The organism is Streptomyces sp. NPDC029151 (assembly GCF_055564315.1).
This window is the reverse complement of sequence record NZ_JBVHWQ010000001.1, coordinates 1455933-1481718: the sequence shown is the minus strand read 5'-3', so window position 1 is coordinate 1481718 and position 25786 is coordinate 1455933. Positions and strand designations below refer to the sequence as shown.

At 73.6% G+C, this 25786-nt stretch carries 19 protein-coding genes; 11 read left to right on the top strand and 8 right to left on the bottom strand.

The genetic code is table 11. From position 1 onward, the window contains the following. Positions 1 to 490: 490 nt before the first annotated feature. A complete protein-coding gene (gene treY, locus ACZ4VF_RS05975; RefSeq protein WP_467923405.1) occupies positions 491 to 2860 on the bottom strand; it encodes a malto-oligosyltrehalose synthase in 2370 nt (789 codons plus the stop codon). 890 nt (positions 2861 to 3750) lie between these two features. Between treY and ACZ4VF_RS05970 the strand changes: the two genes are divergently transcribed. Continuing rightward, positions 3751 to 4113: a hypothetical protein gene (locus tag ACZ4VF_RS05970; RefSeq protein ID WP_467923404.1), complete on the top strand. Its 363-nt coding sequence runs from the start codon at positions 3751 to 3753 to the stop codon at positions 4111 to 4113. A gap of 357 nt (positions 4114 to 4470) precedes the next feature. Here ACZ4VF_RS05970 and glgX read toward each other — a convergent pair whose 3' ends face one another. Next, entirely contained in the window at positions 4471 to 6582 is a 2112-nt protein-coding gene (gene glgX / locus ACZ4VF_RS05965; RefSeq protein ID WP_467923403.1) for a glycogen debranching protein GlgX, read from the bottom strand. 199 nt (positions 6583 to 6781) lie between these two features. On the opposite strand from glgX, the gene ACZ4VF_RS05960 reads away from it, so the two are divergent. From ACZ4VF_RS05960 to ACZ4VF_RS05945, 4 genes are all read left to right on the top strand, one after another. Continuing rightward, on the top strand, positions 6782 to 7594 hold the full coding sequence (locus tag ACZ4VF_RS05960; RefSeq protein ID WP_467923402.1) for a Tat pathway signal sequence domain protein: 813 nt from the start codon (positions 6782 to 6784) through the stop codon (positions 7592 to 7594). A gap of 54 nt (positions 7595 to 7648) precedes the next feature. Further along, complete coding sequence (locus ACZ4VF_RS05955; RefSeq protein WP_467923401.1) at positions 7649 to 9016, top strand: copper amine oxidase; 1368 nt, start codon at positions 7649 to 7651, stop codon at positions 9014 to 9016. A gap of 116 nt (positions 9017 to 9132) precedes the next feature. Next, a complete protein-coding gene (locus ACZ4VF_RS05950; protein WP_467923400.1) occupies positions 9133 to 10371 on the top strand; it encodes an SAV2148 family HEPN domain-containing protein in 1239 nt (412 codons plus the stop codon). 298 nt (positions 10372 to 10669) lie between these two features. Further along, positions 10670 to 11395, top strand: a complete 726-nt coding sequence (locus tag ACZ4VF_RS05945; protein ID WP_467923399.1) for an exonuclease domain-containing protein — start codon at positions 10670 to 10672, stop codon at positions 11393 to 11395. A gap of 25 nt (positions 11396 to 11420) precedes the next feature. Here ACZ4VF_RS05945 and ACZ4VF_RS05940 read toward each other — a convergent pair whose 3' ends face one another. Next, positions 11421 to 12287 carry a phosphotransferase enzyme family protein gene (locus tag ACZ4VF_RS05940; RefSeq protein WP_467923398.1) on the bottom strand — a complete coding sequence of 289 codons (867 nt, stop codon included), beginning with the start codon at positions 12285 to 12287 and terminating at the stop codon, positions 11421 to 11423. Between the two features lie 176 nt (positions 12288 to 12463). Between ACZ4VF_RS05940 and ACZ4VF_RS05935 the strand changes: the two genes are divergently transcribed. From ACZ4VF_RS05935 to mgt, 4 genes are read left to right on the top strand one after another with little or no spacing between them, the layout of a single operon-like run. After that, positions 12464 to 13396 (top strand): carbohydrate ABC transporter permease, encoded by a 933-nt coding sequence (locus tag ACZ4VF_RS05935; RefSeq protein WP_467923397.1) that lies wholly within the window; start codon positions 12464 to 12466, stop codon positions 13394 to 13396. Beyond that, positions 13393 to 14307, top strand: a complete 915-nt coding sequence (locus ACZ4VF_RS05930) for a carbohydrate ABC transporter permease (RefSeq protein ID WP_467923396.1) — start codon at positions 13393 to 13395, stop codon at positions 14305 to 14307. The genes ACZ4VF_RS05935 and ACZ4VF_RS05930 overlap by 4 nt, the downstream gene beginning before the upstream one ends. Next, the gene (locus ACZ4VF_RS05925; protein ID WP_467923395.1) at positions 14307 to 15587 is read left to right on the top strand and encodes an ABC transporter substrate-binding protein; all 1281 of its coding nucleotides are present in this window, start codon (positions 14307 to 14309) and stop codon (positions 15585 to 15587) included. Before ACZ4VF_RS05930 ends, ACZ4VF_RS05925 begins: the two co-directional genes overlap by 1 nt. 57 nt (positions 15588 to 15644) lie before the next feature. Then, on the top strand, positions 15645 to 16859 hold the full coding sequence (mgt, locus tag ACZ4VF_RS05920) for a macrolide-inactivating glycosyltransferase (RefSeq protein WP_467923394.1): 1215 nt from the start codon (positions 15645 to 15647) through the stop codon (positions 16857 to 16859). A 7-nt stretch (positions 16860 to 16866) separates the two neighbouring features. On the opposite strand, the gene ACZ4VF_RS05915 is transcribed toward mgt, so the two are convergent. After that, on the bottom strand, positions 16867 to 17871 hold the full coding sequence (locus ACZ4VF_RS05915) for a hypothetical protein (protein WP_467923393.1): 1005 nt from the start codon (positions 17869 to 17871) through the stop codon (positions 16867 to 16869). 101 nt (positions 17872 to 17972) lie between these two features. Continuing rightward, on the bottom strand, positions 17973 to 20216 hold the full coding sequence (locus tag ACZ4VF_RS05910; protein WP_467923392.1) for an MMPL family transporter: 2244 nt from the start codon (positions 20214 to 20216) through the stop codon (positions 17973 to 17975). 426 nt (positions 20217 to 20642) lie between these two features. Between ACZ4VF_RS05910 and ACZ4VF_RS05905 the strand changes: the two genes are divergently transcribed. After that, positions 20643 to 21659 carry a ketopantoate reductase family protein gene (locus ACZ4VF_RS05905; protein ID WP_467923391.1) on the top strand — a complete coding sequence of 339 codons (1017 nt, stop codon included), beginning with the start codon at positions 20643 to 20645 and terminating at the stop codon, positions 21657 to 21659. A gap of 1172 nt (positions 21660 to 22831) precedes the next feature. Continuing rightward, on the top strand, positions 22832 to 23155 hold the full coding sequence (locus ACZ4VF_RS05900; protein ID WP_467923390.1) for a hypothetical protein: 324 nt from the start codon (positions 22832 to 22834) through the stop codon (positions 23153 to 23155). Positions 23156 to 23374: 219 nt separating this feature from the next. Here ACZ4VF_RS05900 and ACZ4VF_RS05895 read toward each other — a convergent pair whose 3' ends face one another. Genes ACZ4VF_RS05895 through ACZ4VF_RS05885 form a run of 3 tightly spaced genes read right to left on the bottom strand, consistent with a single transcriptional unit; the run spans position 23375 to position 25786 of the window. Further along, positions 23375 to 24115: a sirohydrochlorin chelatase gene (locus ACZ4VF_RS05895; protein WP_467923389.1), complete on the bottom strand. Its 741-nt coding sequence runs from the start codon at positions 24113 to 24115 to the stop codon at positions 23375 to 23377. Between the two features lie 2 nt (positions 24116 to 24117). After that, positions 24118 to 24996 carry an ABC transporter permease gene (locus tag ACZ4VF_RS05890; protein ID WP_467923388.1) on the bottom strand — a complete coding sequence of 293 codons (879 nt, stop codon included), beginning with the start codon at positions 24994 to 24996 and terminating at the stop codon, positions 24118 to 24120. Further along, positions 24983 to 25786 (bottom strand): ABC transporter ATP-binding protein, encoded by an 804-nt coding sequence (locus ACZ4VF_RS05885; RefSeq protein ID WP_467923387.1) that lies wholly within the window; start codon positions 25784 to 25786, stop codon positions 24983 to 24985. Before ACZ4VF_RS05885 ends, ACZ4VF_RS05890 begins: the two co-directional genes overlap by 14 nt.

Below are 25786 nucleotides of genomic sequence, written 5' to 3'. Positions count from 1 at the left end.
GCTTCTACGGCCGGGTCGTCCGACCTCTTCGGCTCGTGGCGCCTGGCTCCTTCGGCCAGGGGCCGTCCGACCTTTTCGGCGTGGGGCCACCCGAGTGCTTCGGCCCCCGGGCCGCCCGACTTCTTCGGCGTGGGGCTACCGGACTTCTACGGCCGGGTCGTCCGGCCTTCCTCGGCCCCCGGGCCGCTCGACTTCTTCGATGTGGGGCTACCGGACTTCTACGGCCGGGTCGTCCGACCTCTTCGGCTCGTGGCGCCTGGCTCCTTCGGCCAGGGGCCGTCCGACCTTTTCGGCGTGGGGCCACCCGAGTCCCTCGCCCCCCGGGCCGCCCGACTTCTTCGGCGTAGGGCCACCGAACTCCTACGGCACCCGAGCCGCCCGACCTTTTCGGCCCGCAGCGGCCCGACCCCTTCGGCTGGTGGCCGTCCGCCCCCTTCCGCTGGTGGCCACCCGCCCCTTCGGCCGGTGGCCACCCGCCCCTTCGGCCCGCTCAGTCCTCCGCGACCCGCTCCAGCAGGGCCACCGGCAGCCGGTCCAGAAGGTCCGCCACGGGCACGTCCCCGGTGAACTCCCGGCCGGGGACGAGCGTGTCCGCCCACCGGCCGGGCGGCAGCGGCAGCCGCGTCTCCCGCCAGCCGCCCGCCTCCGCCAGCCGCAGCGACAGCCGGGTCACCACCGTGACCGCCTCACCGGAACGCGCGAAGGCGAGGCAGTGCTCGGCCGCCGGGCCCTCGGCGGCCAGCGGGTCGTACGTCGCGCCCGCCCCGAACGCGGCCGGTCGCCGGGCCCGCAGCCGCAGCGCCGCCGCCGTCACCGCGTCCTTCTCACCGGGTGCCTCCGGCGGGAAGGCCACCGGCCGCCGGTTGTCCGGGTCCACCAGCGCCCGGAACTCGCCCTCCGTGCCCTGGTACACGTCCGGCACCCCGGGCATCGTCAGGTGGACCAGCGCGGTGCCGAGGACATTGGCCCGGACGTACGGGTCCAGCGCCTTGCGGAACGCGGCCACACGCTCACCGGGTGGCCCGCACGGCCCCGCCGCGACGAAGGCCGCCACGGCCTCCTCGTACGGCAGTTCCTGCTCCGTCCAGCTGGTGTACATGCCCGCCTCGCGCACGTGCTTCAGCAGCGCCGCCTGGACCCGCTCCTCCTCCGCGGGACCCAGGCCGAACACCGTCTGCCACGCCGCCCACGCCAGCTGCCCGTCCGGCACGCCCTCCTCGGCCAGAGTGACCTCGGCGAGCAACTTCGCCCACCGGTCGGGGCACTCGGTGAGCACGGCCAGCGCGGCCCGCACGTCCGCGCTGCGCTTGGTGTCGTGCGTGGAGACGACCGTGCCGGTCAGCGGCCAGTCGCGCTGCACGCGCGCGCAGTACGCGTGGAACTCCTCCGGCCACACACCCGGGCTGCCCGGGTCGCCGCCCACCTCGGCTGTCGACAGCAACGGCACGTAGCGGTAGAAGGCCGTGTCCTCCACCGACTTGGCGCGCAGTGCCGACGCGGTCTGCGCGAACCGGGTGCGGAACTCCACCCGGTCGGCGTGGTCCGGTGTCGACACCTCGCCGGGCGGCTCCACGAGCAGCCGGCGCACGATGCCGACGGCCTCGGCCTCCTCCGGCACCACGAACGCCAGCCGGGCCTCCTCGGCGGCCTCCTCGGTGACCACGGCCGAGGCGTCACCGGAGGCGTACGGCCGGTAGACCCGCATCCGGACCAGCAGCTCCTCCACGGCCGTACGCAGCGCCCAGGGCGCCCGGTCACGCAGCGACAGATCGGGCGAGGCGGCGCACAGCCGGGCCGCCACCCGGGTGAGCCGGTCCGTCTCGGTGGCCAGTTCATGGGTGAGCACCTTGTACGCGGCCCGCCGTACCGTGGCCTCCCAGTTGCCGCCCCGGTCCGTCTGCGGCGCCGCGAACGCCCGGTATCGGCCCAGCAGTTCGTACGCCCCGGTGCGGTCCGTGAACAGGCCGTCGACGTGCCGCAGGGCGTCGTAGCCCGTGGTGCCCGCGACCGGCCAGGAGGCCGGCAGGTGCTCGCCGTCGGCGAGGATCTTCTCCACCACCGTCCAGCGTCCGCCGGTCGCCTCGTGCAGCCGCGCCAGGTAGCCGTCGGGGTCGGCGAGTCCGTCGGGGTGGTCGATCCGCAGCCCGTCGACCACGCCCTCCGCCAGCAGCCGCAGGATCGTGCCGTGGGTGGCGTCGAACACCTCCGGGTCCTCCACCCGCAGCCCGATCAGCTCCGAGATGCTGAAGAACCGCCGGTAGTTCAGCTCGGTACGGGCCAGCCGCCACCACACCGGGCGGTACCACTGGGCGTCCAGCAGCTGCGGAAGCGGCAGGTGCTCGGTGCCCGGGCGGAGCGGGAAGACGTGGTCGTGGTAGCGCAGCACGTCACCGTCGACCACGAGGTGGGCGAGTTCCGAGCCGACCGGAGCGCCGAGCACCGGCAGCAGCACCCGGCCGCCCTGCGCCTCCCAGTCGATGTCGAACCAGCGCGCGTACGGCGAACCGGGTCCCTCGCGCAGCACCTCCCACAGGGCGCGGTTGTGCCGGGGCGACAGCGCCATGTGGTTCGGCACGATGTCCACCACCAGGCCGAGGCCGTGCTCCCGCGCGGTGCGCGCGAGCGCGCGCAGCCCCTCCTCGCCGCCCAGCTCCTCGCGCACGCGCGTGGGGTCCACGACGTCGTAGCCGTGCGCGGAGCCCGGCACGGCCTCCAGGACGGGTGACAGGTGCAGGTGCGAGACGCCGAGCGACGCCAGGTACGGTACGGCCGCTTCGGCGGCGGCGAACGGGAACGCGGGCTGGAGCTGCAGTCGGTAGGTGGCCGTGGGCACCCCCGGTCCGGATCGCGCAGAAGTCATGGGAACCTACGTACCCCGCTCACCGGCTTTCGTGTCATCGGCCGCCGCCCGGATCACGCGCGCGTGTCCACGTTCGGGCGATCGGGACGACGGCGGGACCGGGACGGCACGGCACCCGGGACACCCACCGGCGGGTGACCGGGCCGACGGGGCCGCTGCCGCCGTGCGTGTCGTTCCCGGGGCGGCTGCCTGCGGCCACCCTCCGGTTCGGCGGCGTGCTGCTCGTCGCCCGCACGAGTGGCCCCCGGCGCGGCCGGACCAACCGGCGGCGCACTCGGTCGGTCAGGCGGCCTGCGGACCGCTGGTGGGGCGGCTCGCGGACCGGCACGGCCGGCGGCCGGTGGTGCTCGCGTTCTCGCTCGCCAACGCCCTCTCCGCGGCCGCGCCCGTCACCGGCGCGCTCGCCGGGCTGCCGGCGCCCGTCCTGGCCCTCCGGGGGGCCGCCGCGGGCGCCCCCGTGCCGCTCGTCGGTCCGCCGGCGCGCGCCCGGCTGCCCGCGCTCGCCCGCCGTGCCGACGTCCCTATGACCGTCGTCGGCGAGGGCCTCTCCTTCGAGAGCGCCCTGGACGAGCCGTCGTTCGTCCTCGGCCCCGCGCTCGTCGGCCTGGCCGTGGTACTCGCCCACCCGGCCCACGCGATGGCCGCCGCGGCAGCACTGGCGGCCCTCTGCGGCAGCGCGTTCGCCCTCCACCGGCCGGCCCGGGCGGTGGCACGCGCGCGCGTGGCGCCCCGTCCGGGCGGCGCGGCCGCGTCCGGACGGCCAGGCCCGCACCCGCCTGGACCTGGGCCGGACGCCCGGGGCCCGCCCCCCGCCCGGCAGCGGGGCCGGACATGCCCTCGGCCCGCTGCCTTCCCGCCCTGTTCACCGCGCGCCGGCCCTCCAGGGCGCCGTGTCCGGGGTCTGCCAGGCCGGGATCACGGCGCTCGGCCCCCGGCTCGGACAGCAGGACCAGGCCGGGTTCGTGCACGCCGCCATGGGGGTGATGAGCGCCGTGGCGGGGCTCGCCATGGCCGCCGTACCGGAGCGGGTGGGGTCCCGGACGCGGTGGCGGCCGTCGACCGCCGCCGGCCGCGCGCTCTGCCTGCCGCTGCCGGGCACGAGCGGCCTGTGCGGCCTGTACGCCGTCGTGACCGTCCCGGGTGTCGCCTGCGCCCCGGCACCTGATCACCGTGTCCGGCCTCGGGGCGACGGACGGCGCGGGCCACGCGTGGGACCACGCGGCGCCCCGGCCGGCCCCTGGAGCGCGCGGTAGCGCCGCCCGCCCGGCCGAGGCGACGGCCGGGGCCACGAGCGCCCTCGCCGGCGGTCAGGCCCCGGCCGTCGCCCTCGCCGTCGCCGTCGCCGTCACCGGGCGCCTCGCGGAGGCCCACGGCCCCTGGGCGGCCTCCGCGGCGGCGAGCACGGCCGTCGGCCTCGCCTTCGTGTCCGCCCTCACGGTGCGCCCGACGGCGCTACGCGGCGGCGCCGGGAAAGGCCCTCCACGCGCGCGTGCGGGACGCGCGGCCCCCCTGAGGGCCTCTCTCCCGGAACGTGCTCGGGACGCCCGGCGGGCAACCGCCGGGACCCGGCCCGATCCGCGAGAAAGGCCCCCCGGGGCTGCGGCACCCCGCTACGCCGGCCGCTGCAGCACGGTCAGGCTGCGGTCCGGCAGGGTGATGCGCTCGCCCGCCGCGACCTTCGCGCCGGCGCCCGGCGGCACCCCCTCCGGGCGGGCCGTGTCGACCACCACCTGCCACTGCCGGCCGTGGTCGACCGGCACCACGAAGTCCAGCGGCTCGGGCGAGGCGTTGAACATCAGCAGGAAAGAGTCGTCGGTGATGCGCTCCCCGCGCGGACCGGGCTCGGAGATCGCGTTGCCGTTCAGGAACACCGTCAGCGCCGACGCCTGCGCCGAGTTCCAGTCCCGCTGTGTCATCTCGGCGCCCTCCGGGGTGAACCACGCGATGTCCGACAGGTCGTCGTGCGTGCCCTCCACCGGGCGGCCGTGGAAGAACCGGCGCCGGCGGAAGACGGGGTGGTCACGCCGCAGCCACACCATCGCGCGCGTGAACTCCAGCAGGTCGCTCTCCAGGGACTCCGGCCAGTCGACCCACGACAGCTCGTTGTCCTGGCAGTAGGCGTTGTTGTTGCCGCGCTGGGTGCGCGCGAACTCGTCCCCGTGGCTGATCATCGGCACGCCCTGGGACAGCATCAGCGTGGCGATGAAGTTCCGCCTCTGCCGGGCCCGCAGCCGCAGCACCTCCGGGTCGTCGGTCTCACCCTCCTCCCCGCAGTTCCAGGACCGGTTGTGGCTCTCGCCGTCCCGGTTGTCCTCGCCGTTGGCCTCGTTGTGCTTGTCGTTGTACGACACGAGGTCGTGCAGGGTGAAACCGTCGTGGCAGGTGACGAAGTTGATGGAGGCCAGCGGGCGGCGGCCGTCGTCCTGGTAGAGGTCGGAGGAACCGGTCAGCCGGGACGCGAACTCCGCCAGGGTGCGCGGCTCGCCCCGCCACAGGTCCCGCACGGTGTCGCGGTACTTGCCGTTCCACTCGGTCCACAGGGGCGGGAAGTTGCCCACCTGGTAGCCGCCCTCGCCGACGTCCCACGGCTCGGCGATCAGCTTCACCTGGGAGACCACCGGGTCCTGCTGGACCAGGTCGAAGAACGACGACAGCCGGTCCACCTCGTGGAACTGCCGGGCGAGCGTCGCCGCGAGGTCGAAGCGGAAGCCGTCGACGTGCATGTCGGTGACCCAGTACCGCAGCGAGTCCATGATGAGCTGGAGCACGTGCGGGGACCGCATGAGCAGCGAGTTCCCGGTGCCCGTGGTGTCCATGTAGTAGCGCGGGTCGTCCGTGAGCCGGTAGTACGACGGGTTGTCGATGCCCTTGAAGGACAGCGTCGGGCCCAAGTGGTTGCCCTCCGCGGTGTGGTTGTAGACGACGTCGAGGATGACCTCGATCCCCGCCTCGTGCAGCGCCCGGACCGCCGACTTGAACTCCAGCACCTGCTGGCCGCGGTCGCCCCAGGAGGCGTACGCGTTGTGCGGCGCGAAGAAACCGATGGTGTTGTAGCCCCAGTAGTTGCTCAGCCCCATGTCGGCCAGCCGGTGGTCGTTGACGAACTGGTGCACGGGCATCAGTTCGAGCGCCGTCACCCCGAGCTTGGTCAGGTGTTCGATGATCGCCGGGTGGGCGAGGGCCGCGTAGGTGCCGCGCAGCTCCTCCGGCAGCCCCGGGTGCCGCATGGTGAGGCCCTTGACGTGGGCCTCGTAGATCACGGTGTGGTGGTAGTCGGTGCGCGGCGGCCGGTCGTCGCCCCAGTCGAAGTACGGGTTGACCACCACGGAGGTCATGGTGTGCGGCGCCGAGTCCAGGTCGTTGCGCCCCTCCGGCGCGCCGAAGTGGTAGCCGTACACCTCCTCGCCCCACCGGACGGCGCCGCTGACCGCCTTCGCGTACGGGTCGAGCAGCAGCTTCGCCGAGTTGCAGCGCAGCCCGCGCCCGGGGTCGTACGGGCCGTGCACCCGGAACCCGTACCGCTGTCCCGGCATCACGCCCGGCAGGTACGCGTGCCGCACGAACGCGTCGCTCTCGCGCAGTTCCACCGCCGTTTCCGAGCCGTCGTCGTGCAGCAGACACAGCTCTACTCGGTCCGCGGCCTCCGTGAAGACCGCGAAGTTGGTTCCGGCGCCGTCATAGGTGGCGCCGAGCGGATACGCCTCTCCAGGCCAGACCTGCATGGTGACGACTCTCCCAGGTGTGCCGTCCGGCCGGGGCCGTGTCGGCCCCGACTCTCGTCCGAAAGTGAGGCAACCTTCCGCGGCTCACCCGCCCTCTTATCAAGTGACCAGTACGCACGGCGGTTCTGGTACCCGCCGTGCGCCGAACATGCGGGGCAGACACGTACTCCCGGGGAGCAGGGGGGAGTAGGGGGAAAATGTGCGCGAGAAAGTCCACCGCCATCTGGGCAAAGTACTGACCGGTGCGGCCCTCGCGGCGGCGGGTACCGCCGCCATGGTCGCGGTCACGCTGCCGGGCACGGCGGGTGCGGACGACTCCGGAGGGGCCGGCGGCGGTACGCGGGCCGCGGGGCGGACCGGGCAGGCTCCGGACGCCGCACCGCCGGGCGTCGTGGAGCAGGCACCCACGGAGCAGAAGCAGGGCACCGGCCGTGACCCGCTCACCGACGACGAGCTGCGGCGCGTCGAGAAGATCGCCGTGGCCGGACGGCTTTCGGCCACGGGCCGGGACGTCGAGGGGGACCGCGGACCGCAGAGACTGAGCGTCGACCTCGCCGAGCCCGAGGCCGCCGAGGCGGACGACCCGCGGGCGCCACGGCGGGCCGACGTGACCTACTACGACTACGGGAACGACACACTCGTCACCAAGACCGTCAACCTGAAGACCGGGAAGGTCGAGCAGACCGGCGTCCAGCGCGGCGTCCAGCCGCCGCCCACCCGCGCCGAGAACGCCGAGGCGGCCCGCGTCCTGATCGCCGGCCCGCTGGGCGCGGGCCTGAGGGCGGACTACAAGGACGCCACCGGCAAGGCGCTCACCTCTCCGGACCAGCTGGACCTGAGCGGCGGCATCTACGAGGCCTCGCCGGGCGCCCAGCCCGCGGTGCTCGACAAGTGCGGCGAGCACCGGTGCGTGCGGCTGTTCTCCAAGGTCCTCAACGGGCCCTGGATCGACACCCGGGACCTCGTGATCGACCTGAGCGCCCGCAAGGCCGCCGCCCTCGACCGCGGCTGACCGGCCGCCGACCGACCTTCACACCCGTACCTCCGGTAAGGGAGTCACCTCTTCATGCCCGAACAGCACCTGCCCGGGAGTGTCCAGCCGCGGGCCCTCGGCCGCGCCGCCGTCAGGAGCCGCGCCGCGCGCAAGACCGCGGCCGTCGGACTGACCCTGGCCGCGCTGGCCGCTGGCGCGACCACGATGGCCGGACCCGCCGCGGCCCGGCCGCAGACCGCGCCCGCCGCGGCGGCCCCCGGCTGCAGCGCCGCGTACACCATCGAACAGAAGCTCTCCACCGGCACCACCTGGCGGATGTGCTGGCGCTACGACAGCAAGGCCGGCCTCGTCCTGGAGAACGTCTCCTACCAGCCCAAGGGCGAGAGCAAGCCCATCAAGGTCCTCAACAGCGCGAGACTCGCCCAGATCCACGTCCCGTACGACGACGGCAAGCACGAGTACTACGACCTCACGGGCCAGGACTTCGCCGCCGAGCTGATGGACCTGTCACCCGCCGAATGCCCCGGCGGCACCATCAAGACCGTCAAGGTCCCGGACGGGGACCCGCGCCATCCCGACGTCAAGGGCCTGTGCACCACCACCCGTTCGCGCGGCCACGCCTACCGGATGCACGACCTCTTCCAGCCGGACAAGACCTACCAGCAGCAGGGCAAGGACCTGCTGGTCTACACGGTCAACCAGGTCGGCTGGTACGAGTACATCACCGAGTGGCGCTTCCAGGACGACGGCACGATCTCCATGAACGCCGGCGCCACCGGCAGCCTCTCCTACGAGGACTACAACGCCCAGGACGGCCGCGGCTGGCCCATCGGCAAGGGCGCCAGGGACTACGCCACCAGCCACAGCCACAACATCTTCTGGCGGCTCGACTTCGGCCTCGACGGTTCCTCGAAGACGAAGGTCGAGCAGTACGACTCCACCGTCAGCGCCCCCTCCGGCCGCCAGGAAGGCCCGACCGCCAAGACCACCCGCACCAAGGTCGGCAAGGAACTCGCCGCCGACTACAAGACCTACCGCTGGTGGCGGATGGTCAGCGCGGCCGGCAAGAACAAGGACGGCCACGCACGTTCCTACGAGCTGGTCCCCGGGCCCACCACCAGGTATCCGGGGCGCAGCTTCACCAGGCACGACGTGTACGTCACCGAGTACGACAAGTGCGAGCTGTTCGCCAGCGACAACCAGCAGTGCGCGGCCGGCCACCCGAAGTCCGTCGACAAATGGGTCGGCGGCCAGACCCTCACCCACCCCGTGGTCTGGATGAACGTCGGTTTCCACCACATCGCCCGGGACGAGGACCAGCAGCCCATGCCCGTGCACTGGCAGGGATTCTCCATCTCCCCGCGGGACGTCACGGCTATGAATCCGCTCACGCCCCAGGAGCTGGCATGGGAGAACGGTCACTGGGAACCGCGTAGTTGAGCACACCCGTCGGGAAACCGACCTGTCCATCCGGCTGCACCGCCGGCCGCTCGCGGAGTACCCTTCCTTGATCGTTGACACGGGAAAGGCCCGGGGGAGCGGAAGGCGGTGCACGGGTGGGCTCGGGAGGGCTGGAGCTGCCTCCTGGTGACGAGGGTCACGAGGGGAACTCCACAGACGTCCCGCCCGGCGCGGTGTCCCTGGCCCGCCCGATGGACGCGGGGTCCATCGGGCCGGAGCTGGAGTGGGACGCCGACGCCTGGCTAGAGGTGCGCACCCGCGCCCAGCGGGCCGGCCGGGCCTACATCTGGCTGAACCTCGTGGAACAGCGGCTGCGCGCGGTCGTGGCCGCTGTGCTGCGGCCCGTGTACGAACCCGTCCACGGCGACGAGTGGGTGGTGGCCGCGGCCGGACCGGCCGGGCAGGAGTGGGTGCAGCGGGCGGTCGCCGTGCGCGAGGTCAGCCGCCGCAAGGGCTACCTGCTCGACCCGGCCGACGACAACGTGCTCAGCTTCCTCACCCTGCCCCAGCTGCGCGAGCTGGTGGTGCAGCACTGGCCGTGCTTCGAGCCGTACTTCGACGAACGCCGGGACCTCGAACTCGCCCTGGACGAGCTGGAGGTGACCCGGAACGTCGTCTCCCGCAACCGCGCCCTGTCCGAGGCGGTCCTCGGCCAGGCCGAGCGGGCCTCCGCCCGGCTGCTGGAGATGCTCGGCGCGGGCGGTGACGTCCCCTCCGCGCGCCGGCTGCCGGTCGACGCGGTCGAGGACCTGGTCGGCGACCGGTACGCCGACGTCGTCGCGGTCCACGCCGACCGGGTGCGGCTGATGCGCCAGTTCCCGGCCGAGGACATCTTCGGCGGTGCCCGCCGCCTCGACGCCATCGGCATCGGCCTCAACCTCCTGGTGCAGAACTTCTCCGGGCGCCGCCTGGTCCGGCTCGCCGAGTCCGGGTGCCGGGTCCGGCTGCTCTTCCTCAACCCGGCCTCCAGCTCGGTCAAGCGCCGCGAGCGGGAACTCGGGATGAAACGGGGCGAACTGAGCCGCTCGGTGGAGATGAACATCCTCCACATGCGCCGGGTGCGGTCCCGGCTGCGCGACCCGGACGCCTTCCAGATCCAGGTGTACGACGAGACGCCCCGCTTCACCGCCTACCTGGTGGACGGCGACGGCGCGGACGGCATCGCCGTGGTGCAGTCCTATCTGCGGGGGGCGCGGGGGATGGAGTCGCCGGTGCTGGTGCTGCGCAACGGCAGCCGGCTGGTCAAGTCGAACGAGGTGGGCGAATCCGGCCTCTTCCCGACATACCGCGAGGAATTCGAACTGGCCTGGGCGGACTCGCGGCCGGTGTCCTGAACGGCCGGCGGGAGGCGGGGGCCGGTCTCGGTCCCGTTCGGGCCGCCAGCGGGGTGCCTGGTCGAGGTCGGCTGCGAGCCTGCCGGGGGTGAAGCACGGGGTCGTCCCGGGCGGGTTGGGAATCCGTGCCTGTCCCGGGGTGGCTCCGGGCCTGTTCGGGCCGGGGCTCCGGGCCTGTTCGGGCCAGGGATCCGGGCCTGCTCGGGCCGGGAAGCGGAAGGCCGGCCTCGGATTGTCAGTGCCGCGTGCGATGGTGGAGGCCACTGGGGGAAAGCACCACCAAGAAGGGGGGCCGCCCATGGGCTGGCACCGGGAGCTGCTGATCGGCTTCGACCTGGAGACGACCGGGACCGATCCACGCGAGGCGCGCATCGTCACGGGTGCCGTGATCGAGGTCAGGGCCGGCGAGCCCATGGGGCGCCGGGAGTGGCTGGCCGATCCGGGCGTGGAGATCCCGGCCGACGCGGTCGCCGTCCACGGCATCAGCAACGAGCGCGCGACGGCCGAGGGCCGCCCCGCCGACCAGGTGGCCGACGCCATCGCGGACGTCCTGGTCTCGTACTGGAAGACGGGGGTCCCGGTCGTGGCCTACAACGCGGCCTTCGACCTCACCCTGCTCTCCGCGGAACTGCGCAGGTACGGCCTGCCGTCCCTGACCGACCGGCTGGGCGGTGCCGCTCCCGCCCCGGTCATCGACCCGTACACCATCGACCGCTGGGCCGACCGCTACCGCCGCGGTAAGCGGAACCTGGAGGCGGTCTGCGCCGAGTACGGGATAGTCCTCGGCACGGCCCACAACGCCACCGCCGACGCCCTCGCCGCGGCGCGGCTCGCCTCCGCGATAGCCGAGCGCCATCCGAAGATCGCGTCCCTGGGCCCGGCCGAGCTGCACCAGCGGCAGATCGAGTGGTACGCGCAATGGGCGGCGGACTTCCAGGCGTTCCTGCGGCGCAAGGGGGAGGCGAACGCGGTCGTGGACGGGGTGTGGCCGCTCCGGGAGCTGACCGAGAGCCAGCCCGCGTAGCGTGCGGCCGGCGGGGCGCCCGCCGTCAGAACGGATACCACCGCACCGACTCGTCGCCGTCCCGCAGCGACGCCACCCTGCGCCGGAACTCGGCCAGCGCCTTCGGGTTGGACGGCGCGTGCTGGGCCACCCACGCGCAGCTCGCCGTCTCGCGGGCCCCCCGCAGCACCGCACAGCCCTCCCACTCGCGCACGTCCCAGCCGTACGCCTCGGTGAAGGCGTCGTAGGCCTCGGCGGGCAGCCCGTAGCGGTCGCGGGAGAGCGCCATGACGACCAGGTCGTGCTCGCGCAGGTCGGCGGAGAAGGTCTCCAGGTCGACCAGGACCGGCCCGTCCGGTCCGATGTGCACATTGCGGGGCAGCGCGTCGCCGTGGACGGGCCCCGGCGTCAGACGCGGCGTCAGCGCCGCCGCCTGAGCCGCGAAGCCGTCGCGGCGCGCGCGCAGGTACGCGGCGTCCTCAGGGGCGATCGAGTCACCCGCGAGCCGCAGCCAGCGCTCCACCCCGCCCAGCAGCTCACGGGGCGGCAACCCGAAGGGAGGAGAGGGAAGTGCGTGCACGACGCGCAGCAGACCGGCCAGGTCCCGCGGCTCGGCGGGCCGTACGGCGTCCGGCAGCCGGTGCCACACGGTCACCGGGCGGCCGTCCACCAGCAACGGCTTCGGCTCGGCCGCCCGCACCGCCGGCACGCCGGCCTCGGCCAGCCATCCGGCGACGGCCAGCTCGCGCTCGGCCCGCGGCAGCAGCTCGGCGTCCCGGCCCACCTTCACCACCAGATCGCCGGCCGCGAACACCGCGTTCTCGCCGAGGGCCAGGAGCCGTGCGTCCCGGGCGGCCGGATCCGGCAGCACTCCCGCCGCGGCCAGTACGTCCCGCGCACGTGCCTCGTCCATCGTCCTGCCTCCGTGCCGTCTTCCCGTTCCCCGCGTGTCCGGTCCTCGGCCAGTCTCGCATCCGTCCTGGTGGGCCGTCGTGCGCGGGCCCGGCTCCCGTGCGCGCTCCCTTGACGCGATACCGGGCCTTTACGACCATGAACACGCCAACCGTGGCCGGCAAAGGGGCTGGTTCCGTGACATCAGTGACCGAAGCGCGGACACCGCCGACGCGGGTGCGACGGCCTGCCGGGCGCCGGATCACCGGTCACGGCACCTGGTTCCTGGTCCTGCCCGCCCTCGTCCCGATCCTCGTCTTCAGCGTCGGCCCGCTGCTCTACGGCATCCTGCTGGCCTTCACCGACGCCCAGTCCGGCCGCACGGCGCCCACCCGGTGGATCGGCGCCCTCAATTTCCGTGACCTGCTGCACGACACCCTCTTCTGGGAGTCGTTCCGGATCGGACTGGTCTGGGCGGCCGGCGTGACCGTCCCCCAGTTCCTGCTGGCGCTGGGCCTCGCCCTGCTGCTGAACCAGGACCTACGCCTGCGCGGCCTGGCCCGCGCCCTCGCGATCGTGCCCTGGGCGATGCCGGAGGTCGTCGTCGGCATCATGTGGCGGCTCGTCTACAACCCGGACGCGGGCGTCCTCAACGAGACCCTGCGCGACCTCGGCCTCGGCGCCGGCCGGGACTGGCTGAGCGGACTGGCCACCGCGCTGCCGGCGGTCATCGTCGTCGGCGTCTGGGCGGGCCTGCCGCAGACCACGGTCGCCCTGCTCGCCGGACTGCAGAACGTCCCGCGCGAACTCCACGAGGCGGCGGCGGTCGACGGCGCGGGTGCCTGGCGCCGCTTCCGCACCGTCACCTGGCCCGCCCTCAGACCGGTGGCCCTCGCCATCACCGCCCTCCAGCTCATCTGGAACCTCAACTCCTTCGCCCTGGTGTACGTGCTCACGAGCGGCGGACCCGGCGGGAAGACCCGGCTGCCGATGCTCTTCGCCTACGAAGAAGCCTTCCGCTATGGCCAGTTCGGTTACGCGGCGGCGATGGGCTGTGTGCTCGTCGCGGTCGTCTCGGTCCTGCTCGCGGTGTTCCTGGCGGGGCGGCTGCGGGGCGGTGACGAGGCATGACGGACACGAGGCCCCCGCGGTCCGGACGGCCCGCGCCGGGGAAGCGGTCCGCGCCCGGCCGGCCGCCCGCGCCGAGGAGGCGGACCCGTCGCGCCGCCCGCGCCGGCCAGTACGCCGCCCTCCTCGGCTACTTGCTGTTCCTGGCCTTCCCCTTCCTGTGGCTGCTGTCCACCGCGCTCAAGTCCCCGCGCGAGCTGGGCAGTCTGCACCCGGCCTGGATCCCGCGCGAGCCGACCCTGGCCAACGTCCGGCAGGCCTTCGCGGAGCAGCCGCTGGCGCACGCCGCCCTCAACTCCCTGCTGGTGGCGCTCGGCACCGCCGTCGTCGCCGTACTCGTCGCGACCCCGATGGCCTACGTCATGGCCAGGCACCGCACCCGGGCGGCCCGCGCCGCCACGGGCTGGGTCGTGGTCAGCCAGGCGTTCCCCTTCGTGCTCGTGATCATCCCGCTGTTCCTGGTGCTGAAGCACCTGCGGCTGATCGACTCCCTGCTCGGGCTGACGCTGGTGTACGTGGTGTGGGCGCTGCCGTTCGCGCTGTGGATGCTCGTCGGTCACGTCCGGGCGGTGCCCGCCGAGCTGGAGGAGGCGGCGGCCGTCGACGGGGCCGGGCGCCTGAGGACCCTGGTGTCCGTGACGGCGCCGCTGCTGGGTCCCGGCATCGCGGCGACGGCGCTGTTCGCGTTCGTCACCGCCTGGAACGAGTTCTTCTTCGCGCTGGTGCTGCTCAAGAGTCCCGGGAGACAGACCCTCCCGGTCGTGCTCACCCACTTCATCGGTGCGGAGGGGGTCGCCGACCTCGGTCCGCTGGCCGCCGCCGCGTTCCTCGCCACCCTGCCCTCCGTGGCCCTCTTCGGGCTCCTCCAGCGGCGGATCACGGGCGGACTGCTCGCCGGGGCGGTGAAGAGCTGATGCGGACCGCGATCGCCACGACCCTCGCCGTACTCCTGCTGCTGCTCGCCGGCTGCTCCCCGGGCGGCCGTGCCGGCGGCGGCCCGATCACCCTGCGCTTCCAGTCCCTGGCCTGGCAGCAGGAGTCCGTCGCCGCCAACAAGGAGCTGGTGGCGGAGTGGAACGCCGCCCACCCGGACGTCAGGGTCGCGTACGTCCAGGGAAGCTGGGACGGCGTCCACGACCAGCTGCTCACCTCCTTCGAGGGCGGCGAGGCCCCGGACGTCATCCACGACGCCTCCGACGACCTCGCCGACTTCGCCTACGGCGGCTACCTCGCCGATCTCGGACACCTGCTGCCCGCCCGGCTCAGGTCCGGCATACCGCCGAGCAGCTGGGAGACGGCCACCTTCGGGGGCGGCGTCTACGGCGTGCCCTTCCTCCAGGAGCCCCGGGTCCTGATCGCCGACGCCGACCGGCTGCGCGCGGCGAAGGTGCGCGTCCCCACGCCCGGCCACCCCTGGAGCTGGGCGGAGTTCCGGCAGGTCGCCAAGCGCCTCAGCGGGCCCGGGAGGTACGGCGTGGCCTGGCCGCTGAAGGAGCCCGTCTCCGCCACGCTCAACCTGTCCCTGTCGGCGGGCGGCCGGCTCTTCCACCGGGGTGCGGACGGCAAGGTGACCGTGCGGTTCGGGGCCGGGGACGCGGTCGTGCCGCGGACCATCCACGACCAGGTCGCCGTCGACCGCAGCGCGCCCGCCTCGACGCTCGGCAGCGGCGGCTCGGACACCCTGCCCGGCTTCTTCGGCGGCCGGTACGCGATGGTCCCGCTGGGCTTCTCCTACCGCCAGCAGATCGCGCAGCAGGCACCCAAGGACTTCCACTGGACGGTGCTGCCGCCCCCGGCGGGTGCCGACGGGCTCGCCCAGGGCGTCAGCCCGCAGACCCTGTCCGTGTCCGCCGACTGCCCGCACAAGAAGGAAGCCGCCGCGTTCATCGACTTCCTGCTGCGGCCGAAGAACATGGTGCGCCTCGCCCTCGGCGACTGGATGCTGCCCACCGGCACCCAGGCCCTGAAGGACCCGGCCCTGCACACCGCGAGGTACGGCTGGGCCACCGGCACCGCCCTCGCCGCCCGGCTGCGCCCGGCGCCCGCCCAGTCCGTGCGCGGCTACCCGGAGTGGAAGGACAAGGTGGCCACCCCGGCGTACCAGGAGTACTACAGCGGCGCCATCGGCCTCGCCGCACTGCGCGACCGCCTCGAAAGGGACGGCGGTCTCGTGCTGGCCCGGTACCAGCGCTGAGGGCCGCCCTCCGCAATGCGTTAGACGAGACGTATCGTCTCACCTAGTCTCGACGGCATGACCACAGTCACCGCACCCGCCCATATCGCCATGTTCTCCGCTGCCCTCCACGGCCATGTGAACCCCAGCATCGAAGTGATCCGCGAACTCGTCGCCCGGGGCCACCGGGTCACCTACGCCATCCCGCCGGCCTTCGCCGACAAGGTGGCCGCCACCGGTGCCGAGCCCGTGCCCTACACGTCCACGCTGCCCGGCCCCGACGCCGACCCCGAGGCCTGGGGGACCACCCTGCTCGACCACGTGGAACCGTTCCTGGCCGACGCCGTGCAGGCGCTGCCGCAGCTCGTCGAGGCCTACGCCGGCGACACCCCCGACCTCGTGCTGCACGACATCACCTCCTACCCGGCCCGCGTCCTCGCCCACCGCTGGGGCGTCCCGGCGATCTCCCTCTCCCCGAACCTCGTCGCCTGGGAGGGGTACGAGGAGGAGGTCGCCGAGCCGATGTGGAAGGAGCCGCGGCAGACCGAGCGCGGACGTGCCTACTACGCCCGGTTCGAGGCCTGGCTGGCCGAGAACGGCATCACCCGGGACCCGGACTCCTTCGTCGGCCGCCCGGACCGGTCCCTCGTGCTCATTCCGAAGGCCCTCCAGCCGCACGCCGACCGGGTCGACGAGCGCGTCCACACCTTCGTCGGCGCCTGCCAGGGCGACCGCGCCGACCAGGGCGACTGGCAGCGCCCCGCGGACGCGGAGAAGGTCGTGCTGGTGTCGCTCGGCTCGGCCTTCACCAAGCGGCCCGAGTTCTACCGCGAGTGCGTGCGCGCCTTCGCGGACCTGCCCGGCTGGCACGTCGTCCTGCAGGTCGGCCGGCATGTGACCCGCGCCGAGGTGGGCGAGGTACCGGACCATGTGGAGGTGCACGGCTGGGTGCCGCAGCTGGCGATCCTGCGGCAGGCCGACCTGTTCGTCACACACGCGGGCGCCGGCGGCAGCCAGGAGGGGCTGGCCACCGCCACGCCGATGATCGCCGTACCGCAGGCGGCCGACCAGTTCGGCAACGCCGACATGCTCCAGGGCCTCGGGGTCGCCCGGCACCTGCCCACGGAGGAGGCCACCGCCGAGCGCCTCCGCGAGGCCGCCCTCGCCCTGGTGGACGACCCGGAGGTCGCCCGCCGGCTCGAGGAGGTGCGGGAGCAGATGGCCCGGGAGGGCGGCACCCGGCGGGCGGCCGACCTCGTCGAGGCCGAACTGCCGGGCCGTGACAGGAGCTAGGCGGGCGTCAGAGGTAGGCGGTCGTGTCCAGCCGGGCCTTGTAGATCACCGCGCCCTGCCGGGCCCGGGCCACCCCGCTCACGTCGAAGTGGACGTATCGCGTCCCGAAGGCGTTGCCGCCGGGCACCGCGCCCGTCCACATCTGCTCGTCGGAGGCGTGGTGGACGTACGACTTGACCAGCTTGCGCGTGTGCAGGGTGGCCGGCCGCATGGTCGACTTGTCGACCGCGTGGACACCGTTGGTGTCGGTGACCAGGAGCCGGCCGGGCTGCCGGTGGTCCGGCTGGAGGTCGTGCGGGTGATGGAAGCCGGTGAGACGGCGGGCGGTGTCCTCCACCAGCTTCGCCGAGTTCGCCGTCGTCACGATCCGGTACGCCGTCAGCACCGAGCCGCCCGCCGCCCACATCCGCTCCAGCTGCGGGTCCCACAGCAGGCCGTGGGCCTGGTGGAAGGGGACCGGCGAGCCCGCGCGGACCAGGGAGCCGCTGTGGCCGCCGGTGGGCCGGAAGACGTGCAGGCTGCCGCCCTTGGCCTCGCCGCCCCCCGGGCCCTTGCTGCGCCCGGCCACCACGACCACACCGGTGCCGCGGGCCCGCTCGATGGCGTGCGGGTGGTTGCGGACGTCCGCGGACCACAGCAGCTTCCTGTCCCGGCGCCGGTAGATGCTCGCCGTCCCGCTGTCCGGGGTGCCGGTCGCGGCGAGCAGGATCTCGCCGTCACCGCTCGTGTCGCGGAACCGGTGCTCCATCGGATGGCCCGAACCCACCGGGTTCAGCTGCCACTTGACGCGGGCGTCGGTGAACGGCCTGTTGCGGTCGAAGAGGAGGATCTTCCCGGAGTTCACGTCCCCGATGAGCACGTCGAACGCCGGGGGCGCCGCCGCGTGCGCGGGGGCCGCGGCGGGCAGTACGGCCGCCGGCACGGCCGGCGCGCCCTTCAGCAGACCCCGCCTGCTCAGCCCGTTCGGTCCGTACGACCCGTCCAGTGCGTCCAGCCTGCCCAGTTCGTCCATGTGGTCCTCCCCGTACGGTCGCGTCCGTCCTGACGGAGAGAAGCCGCGCGGGGCCCGCAGGTTCCCACGGGAACCGGCGGGCCCCGCGCCGACGGGCGGAATCAGACAGTCAGTCGCTCGCCCCGGTCCGGCACCGGCGGGGCGGCCGGCTCCGGCGCCTCGTCGTGGGTGAGGTCCGGCAGCCGGTGCAGCCACTTCGGCAGGTACCAGTTGCGCTCACCGAGCAGCGCCATCACCGCCGGCAGCAGTACCCCGCGGATGACCGTGGCGTCGATCAGCACCGCCGCGGCCAGGCCCACGCCCATCTGCTTCATGGACTGCATGGACAGCGTGCCGAAGATCGCGAAGACGGCGACCATGATGACCGCGGCGCTGGTGACGACCCCGGCCGTGGTGACCACGCCGTGCCGGATCGCGTCCTTCGTCGTACGGCCGCGCATCCGGGCCTCGCGGATCCGGGAGACCACGAACACGTGGTAGTCCATCGACAGCCCGAACAGGATCACGAAGAGGAACAGCGGCAGCCAGGTGACGATGGCGCCCACCCCCTGCGCACCCACCAGCGAGGCACCCCAGCCGTGCTGGAACACGGCGACGAGGATGCCGTAGGCGGCGGCCACCGACAGCAGGTTGAGCACGATCGACGTGATCGCGACGGTCAGCGAACGGAACGACAGCAGCATCAGCAGGAAGGCGAAGACGACCACGAACACGAAGACCGGGACGACGGAGCCCATCAGCTGGTCGTTGAAGTCGTGGTTGCCCGCGACCTGACCGGTGACCGGTGCCTGTACGCCGTCGACCTTGCCCAGCGTGGCGGGCCGCACCTCGTCGCGCAGCTTCTCCAGACTCCGCGTCGCCCGGTCCATGTCGGAGCCGCCGACCAGCGGTACGGAGACGAGGGCGACGTTCTGCGCGTCGTACAGCTTGATGTCGACCGGGCCGCGCGAGGCGCCCGAGGCGACCGCCTGCTTCCTGAAGTCGGCCAGCGCCTCCCGTACCTCGGGGGAGTTGACGTCCTTGGCCTTCACGACGACCTGGGCCGGTTCGCTGCCGCCCGGGAAGGCGTCGTTGAGGCGGTTGTACGTCTGCACCATCGGCAGCGAGTCGCCGAACTCCTGGTCCAGGGTGAGCTGCTGCGTCTTCATGCCGAGCGCGGGCGCGGCGACCGCCAGCAGCGCGCCGGCCGCGACGAGGACCGAGACCAGCGGCTTGGCCAGCACGCCCCGCAGGACGGCCGTCCAGAACCGGCTCTCTCCGTTCCCCCGGCGCCTGCGCCGGCCCAGGAACGGGATGCGGCCCTTCTCGACGCGCTCGCCGAGCAGCGACAGCAGCGCCGGCAGCACGGTCACCGAGCCGACCATGGCGACCGCCACGACCATCAGCGAGGCCAGGCCCATCGCCTCGAACTCGGCGAGCCCGGTGAACAGCATGCCCGCCATCGCCACGCACACCGTGACACCGGAGACGATGACCGCCCGCCCGCTGGTGGCGGCGGCGATCCGCAGCGCGGTGCCCGCGTCCCGGCCGGCCTCCCGTTCCTCCCGCTCGCGGCGCAGGTAGAACAGGCAGTAGTCGACGCCGACGGCCATACCCACCAGCAGCATCACGGAGTTGGCGGTGTCGCTCATCGGCTGGAGGTGGCTGACCAGGCCCATCAGGCCCATCGTCGCCATGATGGCGGTGATCGCGAGGGCCACCGGCAGCAGCGCCGCCACCAGCGCGCCGAACGCGATCAGCAGGATGCCGAGGGCGACCGGCACCGCCGAGTACTCGGCCTGCTGGAAGTCGTTCCCGAAGGCGTCCTTGTACTGCTTCTGCATGCTGGCGCCGCCGATCTCCTCGATCCGCAGGCTGCCGTGCTCCTTCTGCACTCCGGTGACGGCGTCCAGCACCGGCTGGATCCGGTCGGCGGCCGTCTCCGCGTCACCGCGCAGGTCGAACCGGACCAGGGCGGTGCGGCCGTCGCGGGAGACGGTGTGCGTGTCGTACGGCGAGGTGACGTTGGTGACCTGACCGGTGCCCTCGACGGCCTTCACGACGTCGGCGACGGCGGCGCGGAACGGGGCGCTGTCGGCCGTGACGGCACTGTCCTTCGCCTGGAGCAGGACGGTCTCCCCGGCCGGCTCCTTGATCCCGGCGTCATCGATGATCTTCGCGGCGGTGTGTGTCTCGCCCTTGAGCTGGTCGCTCTCGCTCACGTCGACCCGGCCCGCCGCCGAGCCGAGTCCCATCGCCAGGACGACGAACAGTACCCATATGCCGACGGCCGCCCAGCGGTGCCGGGCGCTCCAGCCGCCGGCGCGGGCGGCCAGCCCCCGCACCCGCACCTCTGTGTTCCCCATGACGGGCCTGCCCCCCTCGTGTGCGGTGACGGCCCCCTGCCGCCACCTCCGTGCTTGCTCCGGTTCGACGGTAGGGGCGGAATAAAGCCATCTCGTCGTACTGTCCGGTGAACCGTCAGGGGCCCGGGTCACCGCTGGGGAGGACAGTGGCCCCTTACACCTATCGCCGGATCTCGGGGGTGCCCCTCAGGGACCCGGTGCCCGATCCGCCGACAGGGCCCCCCTTCGAGAGGGCGAAGGCCTGTTGAACAAGTCACAGCCGCGTGGGGGAGTTGAACCACCCCCCGTTGATCGGCCAGAGTTTCGCGCAGCCCGGCGTACGCCCGGCGCGGACGTCGTGCCCGCCCCCACGGGGCACGACGCCCGCACCCCACCACCGGGTGCCCGGGCGCCACGCGTCCGGCCGTGTGTGCGAGGCTCTGCTGCATGCGCTACATCGTCATCGGGGCCGGGGCGGTCGGCGGTACCGTCGGTGGCCGGCTGGCCCAGGCCGGACGTGAGGTCGTGCTCGTCGCCCGCGGCCGGCACCTGGCCGCCCTGCAGGAGAACGGACTGCGACTGCGCGTCCCCCAGGGCGAGGCGACGTACCGTCTGCCCGCCGTCGACGGGCCGGCCCCGCTCGGTGAACTGCGCGCCGACGACGTCCTCTTCCTCGCCGTGAAGACCCAGGACACCGTGGCCGCCCTGGACAGCTGGGCCGACGTGCCCGTGGCCGGCGGTGGTACGGCGGCCGAACGGCTGCCCCTCGTCTGCCTGCAGAACGGTGTCGAGAGCGGCCGGCTGGCGCTGCGCCGCTTCCGGCACGTGTACGGCGTCTGCGTCTGGCTGCCGTCCACCTTCGTGGAACCCGGCGTCGTCTCCGCCGCCGGCGCCCCGCTCACCGGCGTCCTGCACCTCGGCCGCATCCCGCACGGCACCGACGACACCGCCCGTCGGATCGCCGCCGACCTCGCCGACGCGCACTTCGAGGCGCCCGTCGTGCCCGACGTGGCCCGCTGGCAGTACGCCAAGCTGCTCGGCAACCTCGGCAACGCCCTCGAAGCGGTCAGCGGACCCGTGGCGAGCGAGGCCGCAGAGTCCCTGCTGGCCCGCGTGCGGGCCGAGGGCGAGGCGGTGCTCGCCGCCGCCGGCATCCCCTACGCCGGCACGGAGGAACAGCGCGCGGCCCGCGGCGACAAGGTCACCCTGGTCCCGCTGGACGGGACCCCGCGCGGCGGCGGCTCCTCCTGGCAGTCCCTCGTCCGGGGCACCGGAACCATCGAGGCGGACCACCTCAACGGCGAGATCGTCCTGCTCGGCCGGCTGCACGGGGTCCCCACCCCGCTGAACGAGCTCCTGCAACGGCTGGCGAACCGGTTCGCCCGCGAACACCGGGCGGCGGGTTCCCTGCCGGTCCCGGAACTGACGCGGCTGGCCGACGAGGCGGTACGGCACGGCAGTTGAGCCGGACGCGTCCGCCGTCGCCACCCCGGGCACGTCACACGCGGGCGCCCCACCCCGGCCGGCCCGCAGCGGAGTTGGCCGATAAACGCCCCTCCGGCGGACCGACCGCAGCGCACGTGTGACACGGCAGCCCCGACCGGCGCAGAACGAAGAGCCGCCGCGGTCCGACGTCACAGGGGAGCGCCGGACCGCGGCGGCCGTTACCACACTCCCGCCTCCCGGTACCGCTCCTCACCGAACCCCGCGACACGGCCGCGGCGCCGTCCCTAGGGTGAGGCGCGAGGAACGCCTGAAGGGGACGGACGGATGAGTGTGACCGGCAGACCACGGCCGTCGTTGCCGCGGTACGGCAAGGACGGGGCGACCCGGCGCCCGAGCGCACCGGTGCGCCTCGACGGCGGCTTCGCCCGGTGCGCCGGCCGGGTGCCCGCCGCGGACCGGCCGGACGCGCCGGGGCCGGGCCTCGGCATGGACGTCGTCGCCCTCGCCCGGCCCGCCCGCGCGGCCACCCTCCGGCGCGCCGCCCTCGACCGTCGGCTCGCCTGCCTCCTGACGGCCGTACCCGTCGCGCTCCTCGTCGCGCTCCGGGGACTGGTCAACGCGCACCCGTCACTCGGACGGGTGGCGATTTTCGGCCCTCTCGGCGCCCGCACGGTCGCGTGGACCCCGGTCCGCCACACCGGGACCCCGGGCCGCGACACGGTACCCGCCGCGTGTCTCCCCACCGGGAGACCCGAACGGACGGCACCCCCGGCGGAAGCCGTGGCCGAGGCCGTGCCGCACGACGTGGAACGCGTGGGCGCCCTGCCGTGCGCCGGCGCCGCCGCCCGCCCCCGTCCGTTCGTTCGCCGGCAGCGGCCACAAGACCGGGGAAGTCCCCCGGCAGCCCCTCGACGCCACCGGACCCGCCGACGCCCCGGCGGCGGGAACCCCGGGCCACGCCACCCGGCACACCGGGCCCGCGCGAGGCCGTACGGGGCACCGGCACACGGACCCACGGCATCGGTAACGTCAGCGGCCCCAGCGACTTCGGCACGCACGGGACGGCCCTCCCGGGCGGCCGGCAAGGCCCCGGGGGACCCGGCCGGCCCGCGCCGGAGCCGTGACCCCCTCCACCCGACGGCTCCTCCGGCCCGGAACCGAGCCGCCGGAGCGTAAGCGAGGAACAGGACATGAGCACCTACCACTACGGCAACGTCAACGGCCCGGCCGACTTCGGCGACCAGGGGCAGATCCGGACCGACCACGCCCACCCCGACCTGCCCGCCATGATGAACCTCACCGAGCGGCTCATCGAGACGCTCCGCGCGGAGTACCCGGAACTGGTGCCCCAGGGCGAGATCATCCAGGCGCAGTTCCAGGAGTCCGTCGACGACGGCCTGCCCCCGAACCGGGGCCGGATCCGCTCCGCGCTGGAGACGATCGCCATCGCGGCCTCGGCCGGCACCGGCAGCCTCGCCTTCACGCGGCAGATGTTCACCGCCCTCGGCCTGTGAGCCGCCGGAGCCCCGCCGCCACGGGGCTCCGGCTCACGCGGACCACCGCCCGCACCACCACGCGGACCCCGCCACCGAGACCGAGTCCCCGGCCGGCCCCGCGGCCCCCGACGGGGCGCGCAGGCGTGCGACAGGCCACCACGCACCCGCGGCGGAGGCCGCACAGCCGTCGACGCCGCCGAGTTCGCACGGCGCTCACGCGCCGGGTTCGCACGGCGCTCACGCGCCGAGCGCCGCCAGAGCCGGCCGCCTGGCCGCGTCGTACCGTTCCAGCAGCACCCGGGCCACCTCCGGCGCGGCACCCAGCACGTCGGCCAGGACGTCCGCTCCGGCCGCGCCCCGCGCGATGCGGTCCGGCAGGAAACCGGGGGCCAGGACGTACGGCGCGACGGCGACCCGGTCGCAGCCGAGGGCGCGCAGCTCGGCCACCGCGTCCTCGGTGCGGGGAAGGGACGCGGAGGCGAACGCAGGCCGCACGGCGCACCAACCGGTGTGCCACCACTCCCGCGCGATGTCGGCGATCACTGCGATCGCCTCCGGGTCGGAGGACCCCGCCGAGGCCAGCACGACCCCGGTCGAGGACTTGTCGGCGGGCGTCAGACCCGCCTCGTACAGGCGCCGTTCCAGCGCGGTCAGCAGCAGCGGGGACGGTCCGAGGACCTCCGCCTGCCGGATCCGCAGCCGCGCCGGCGCGTCCCGCAGCACGGCCGGGATGTCGGCCTTGGCGTGGAAGGCGCGGGTCAGCAGCAGCGGCAGGGCGACGACCTCCCGCACCCCCTCCGCCGCCAGCGACTCCAGCACCCCGTGCACGGACGGGACGTTGAAGTCCAGGAACCCGGTCTCCACGCGCAGGCCCGGCCGCAGCGACCGCACCCGCTCCACGAGGGCGTGCACGGTCGCCGCGTGCCGCGGGTCGCGGCTGCCGTGGGCGATGACGAGGAGAACGGGCCTGTCGCGCATGGTCAGCCCTTCACCAGCAGGCCGCGGCTGCGCAGCACCCACCGCTCCAGCGGGCTGAAGATCAGCAGGTCGATCGCGATGCCGACGAACAGGATGAGCAGGATCGCCTCGAACACCATGGCCATGTCGCTGGCCGTACGGGCGTTCTCCAGCAGCTGGCCGAGACCCACACCGAGGTCGGGGAAGCTCGCGATGATCTCGGCGGCCATCAGCGAACGCCAGGAGAAGGCCCAGCCCTGCTTGAGACCCGCCACATAGCCGGGCAGCGCCGCCGGCAGCGTGATGTGCCAGACACCCCTCACGCCCGTCGCGCCCAGCGTGCGGCCCGCCCGCAGGAACAGCGGCGGCACCTGGTCGACCCCGGACACCAGCCCGTTGGCGATGGACGGGACGGCACCGAGCAGGATCACCGCGTACATCATGGAGTTGTTCAGCCCGAGCCAGATCACGGCCGGCGGCACCCACGCCACCGACGGCAGCGACTGCAGGCCGGACAGGATCGGCCCGATGGCCGCGCGCACGAACTTCACCCGGGCCACCACCAGACCCAGCGGGGTGCCGATGAGCAGCGCGAAGACGAAGCCCAGCAGACCGCGCGAGACGCTGGTCCAGATGTAGCCGACCAGGTCGCCCTTGAGCCACGCGTCCTGGAAGGCGCCGGCCACGGCGCCCGGCGACGGCAGCTTCGTCGGATCGTCCACGACCGGGTAGAGGACGTACCAGGCCACGAGCACCACCGCGATGGCGATGACCGGCGGCAGGATCTTGTTGACGAGGGTCTGCCGGAGGGTCGGACGGCCGGTGGCCGTGGTCTCCAGCGCGTCCAGGCCCGCCTCGACGCTCCCGGCGTCCTGGACCGGCGTCGTCTCAGTGCTGGCCATGACGGCGGATCTCCCCACGCAGTACATCGGTGATCTCAAGGGACAGTTCGGCCACCGGCGCGTCCTCGATACGGCGCGGCTGCGGGATGTCGACCTCCCACTCGCGGGCGATCCGCCCCGGACGGGAGGACAGCAGCACCACGCGCTGTGCGAGCCGCACGGCCTCGCGCACGTTGTGCGTCACGAACAGCACGGACACACCGGTCTCCGCCCAGATGCGGGTCAGCTCGTCGTGCAGCACGTCCCGGGTGATGGCGTCGAGCGCGGCGAACGGCTCGTCCATCAGCAGCAGGTTGCTCTCCTGCGCGAGCGCGCGGGCCATCGCCACGCGCTGGCGCATACCGCCGGACAGCTCGTGCACCCGCTTGCCGTACGCGCCCTTCAGCCGGACCAGTTCGAGCAGTTCCTCGGCCTTGTCGCGGCGCAGCGGCTTGGGCACGCCCCGCAGTTTCAGGGCGAGTTCGATGTTCTTGCCCGCGGTCAGCCACGGGAACAGCGCGTGCTCCTGGAACATCAGGGCGGGCCGCCCGTCCGTGGTGATGGACCCGGCGGTCGGCCGGTCCAGTCCGGCCACCAGGTTCAGCAGCGTGGACTTGCCGCAGCCCGAGGCCCCCAGGAGGGTGACGAACTCGCCCGGCGCCACATCGATGCTGATGTCGTCCAGGACGAGCTGCTGCCCGCCCGGTCCGCTGAAGGACTTCGAGACGTGTTCGAGGCGTGCCGCGAAGTCGACGGTCTCGTCGGCCTTGGCGAAGGTCGTGGCCATGGTCGTCACCTCCTGGGGACTCAT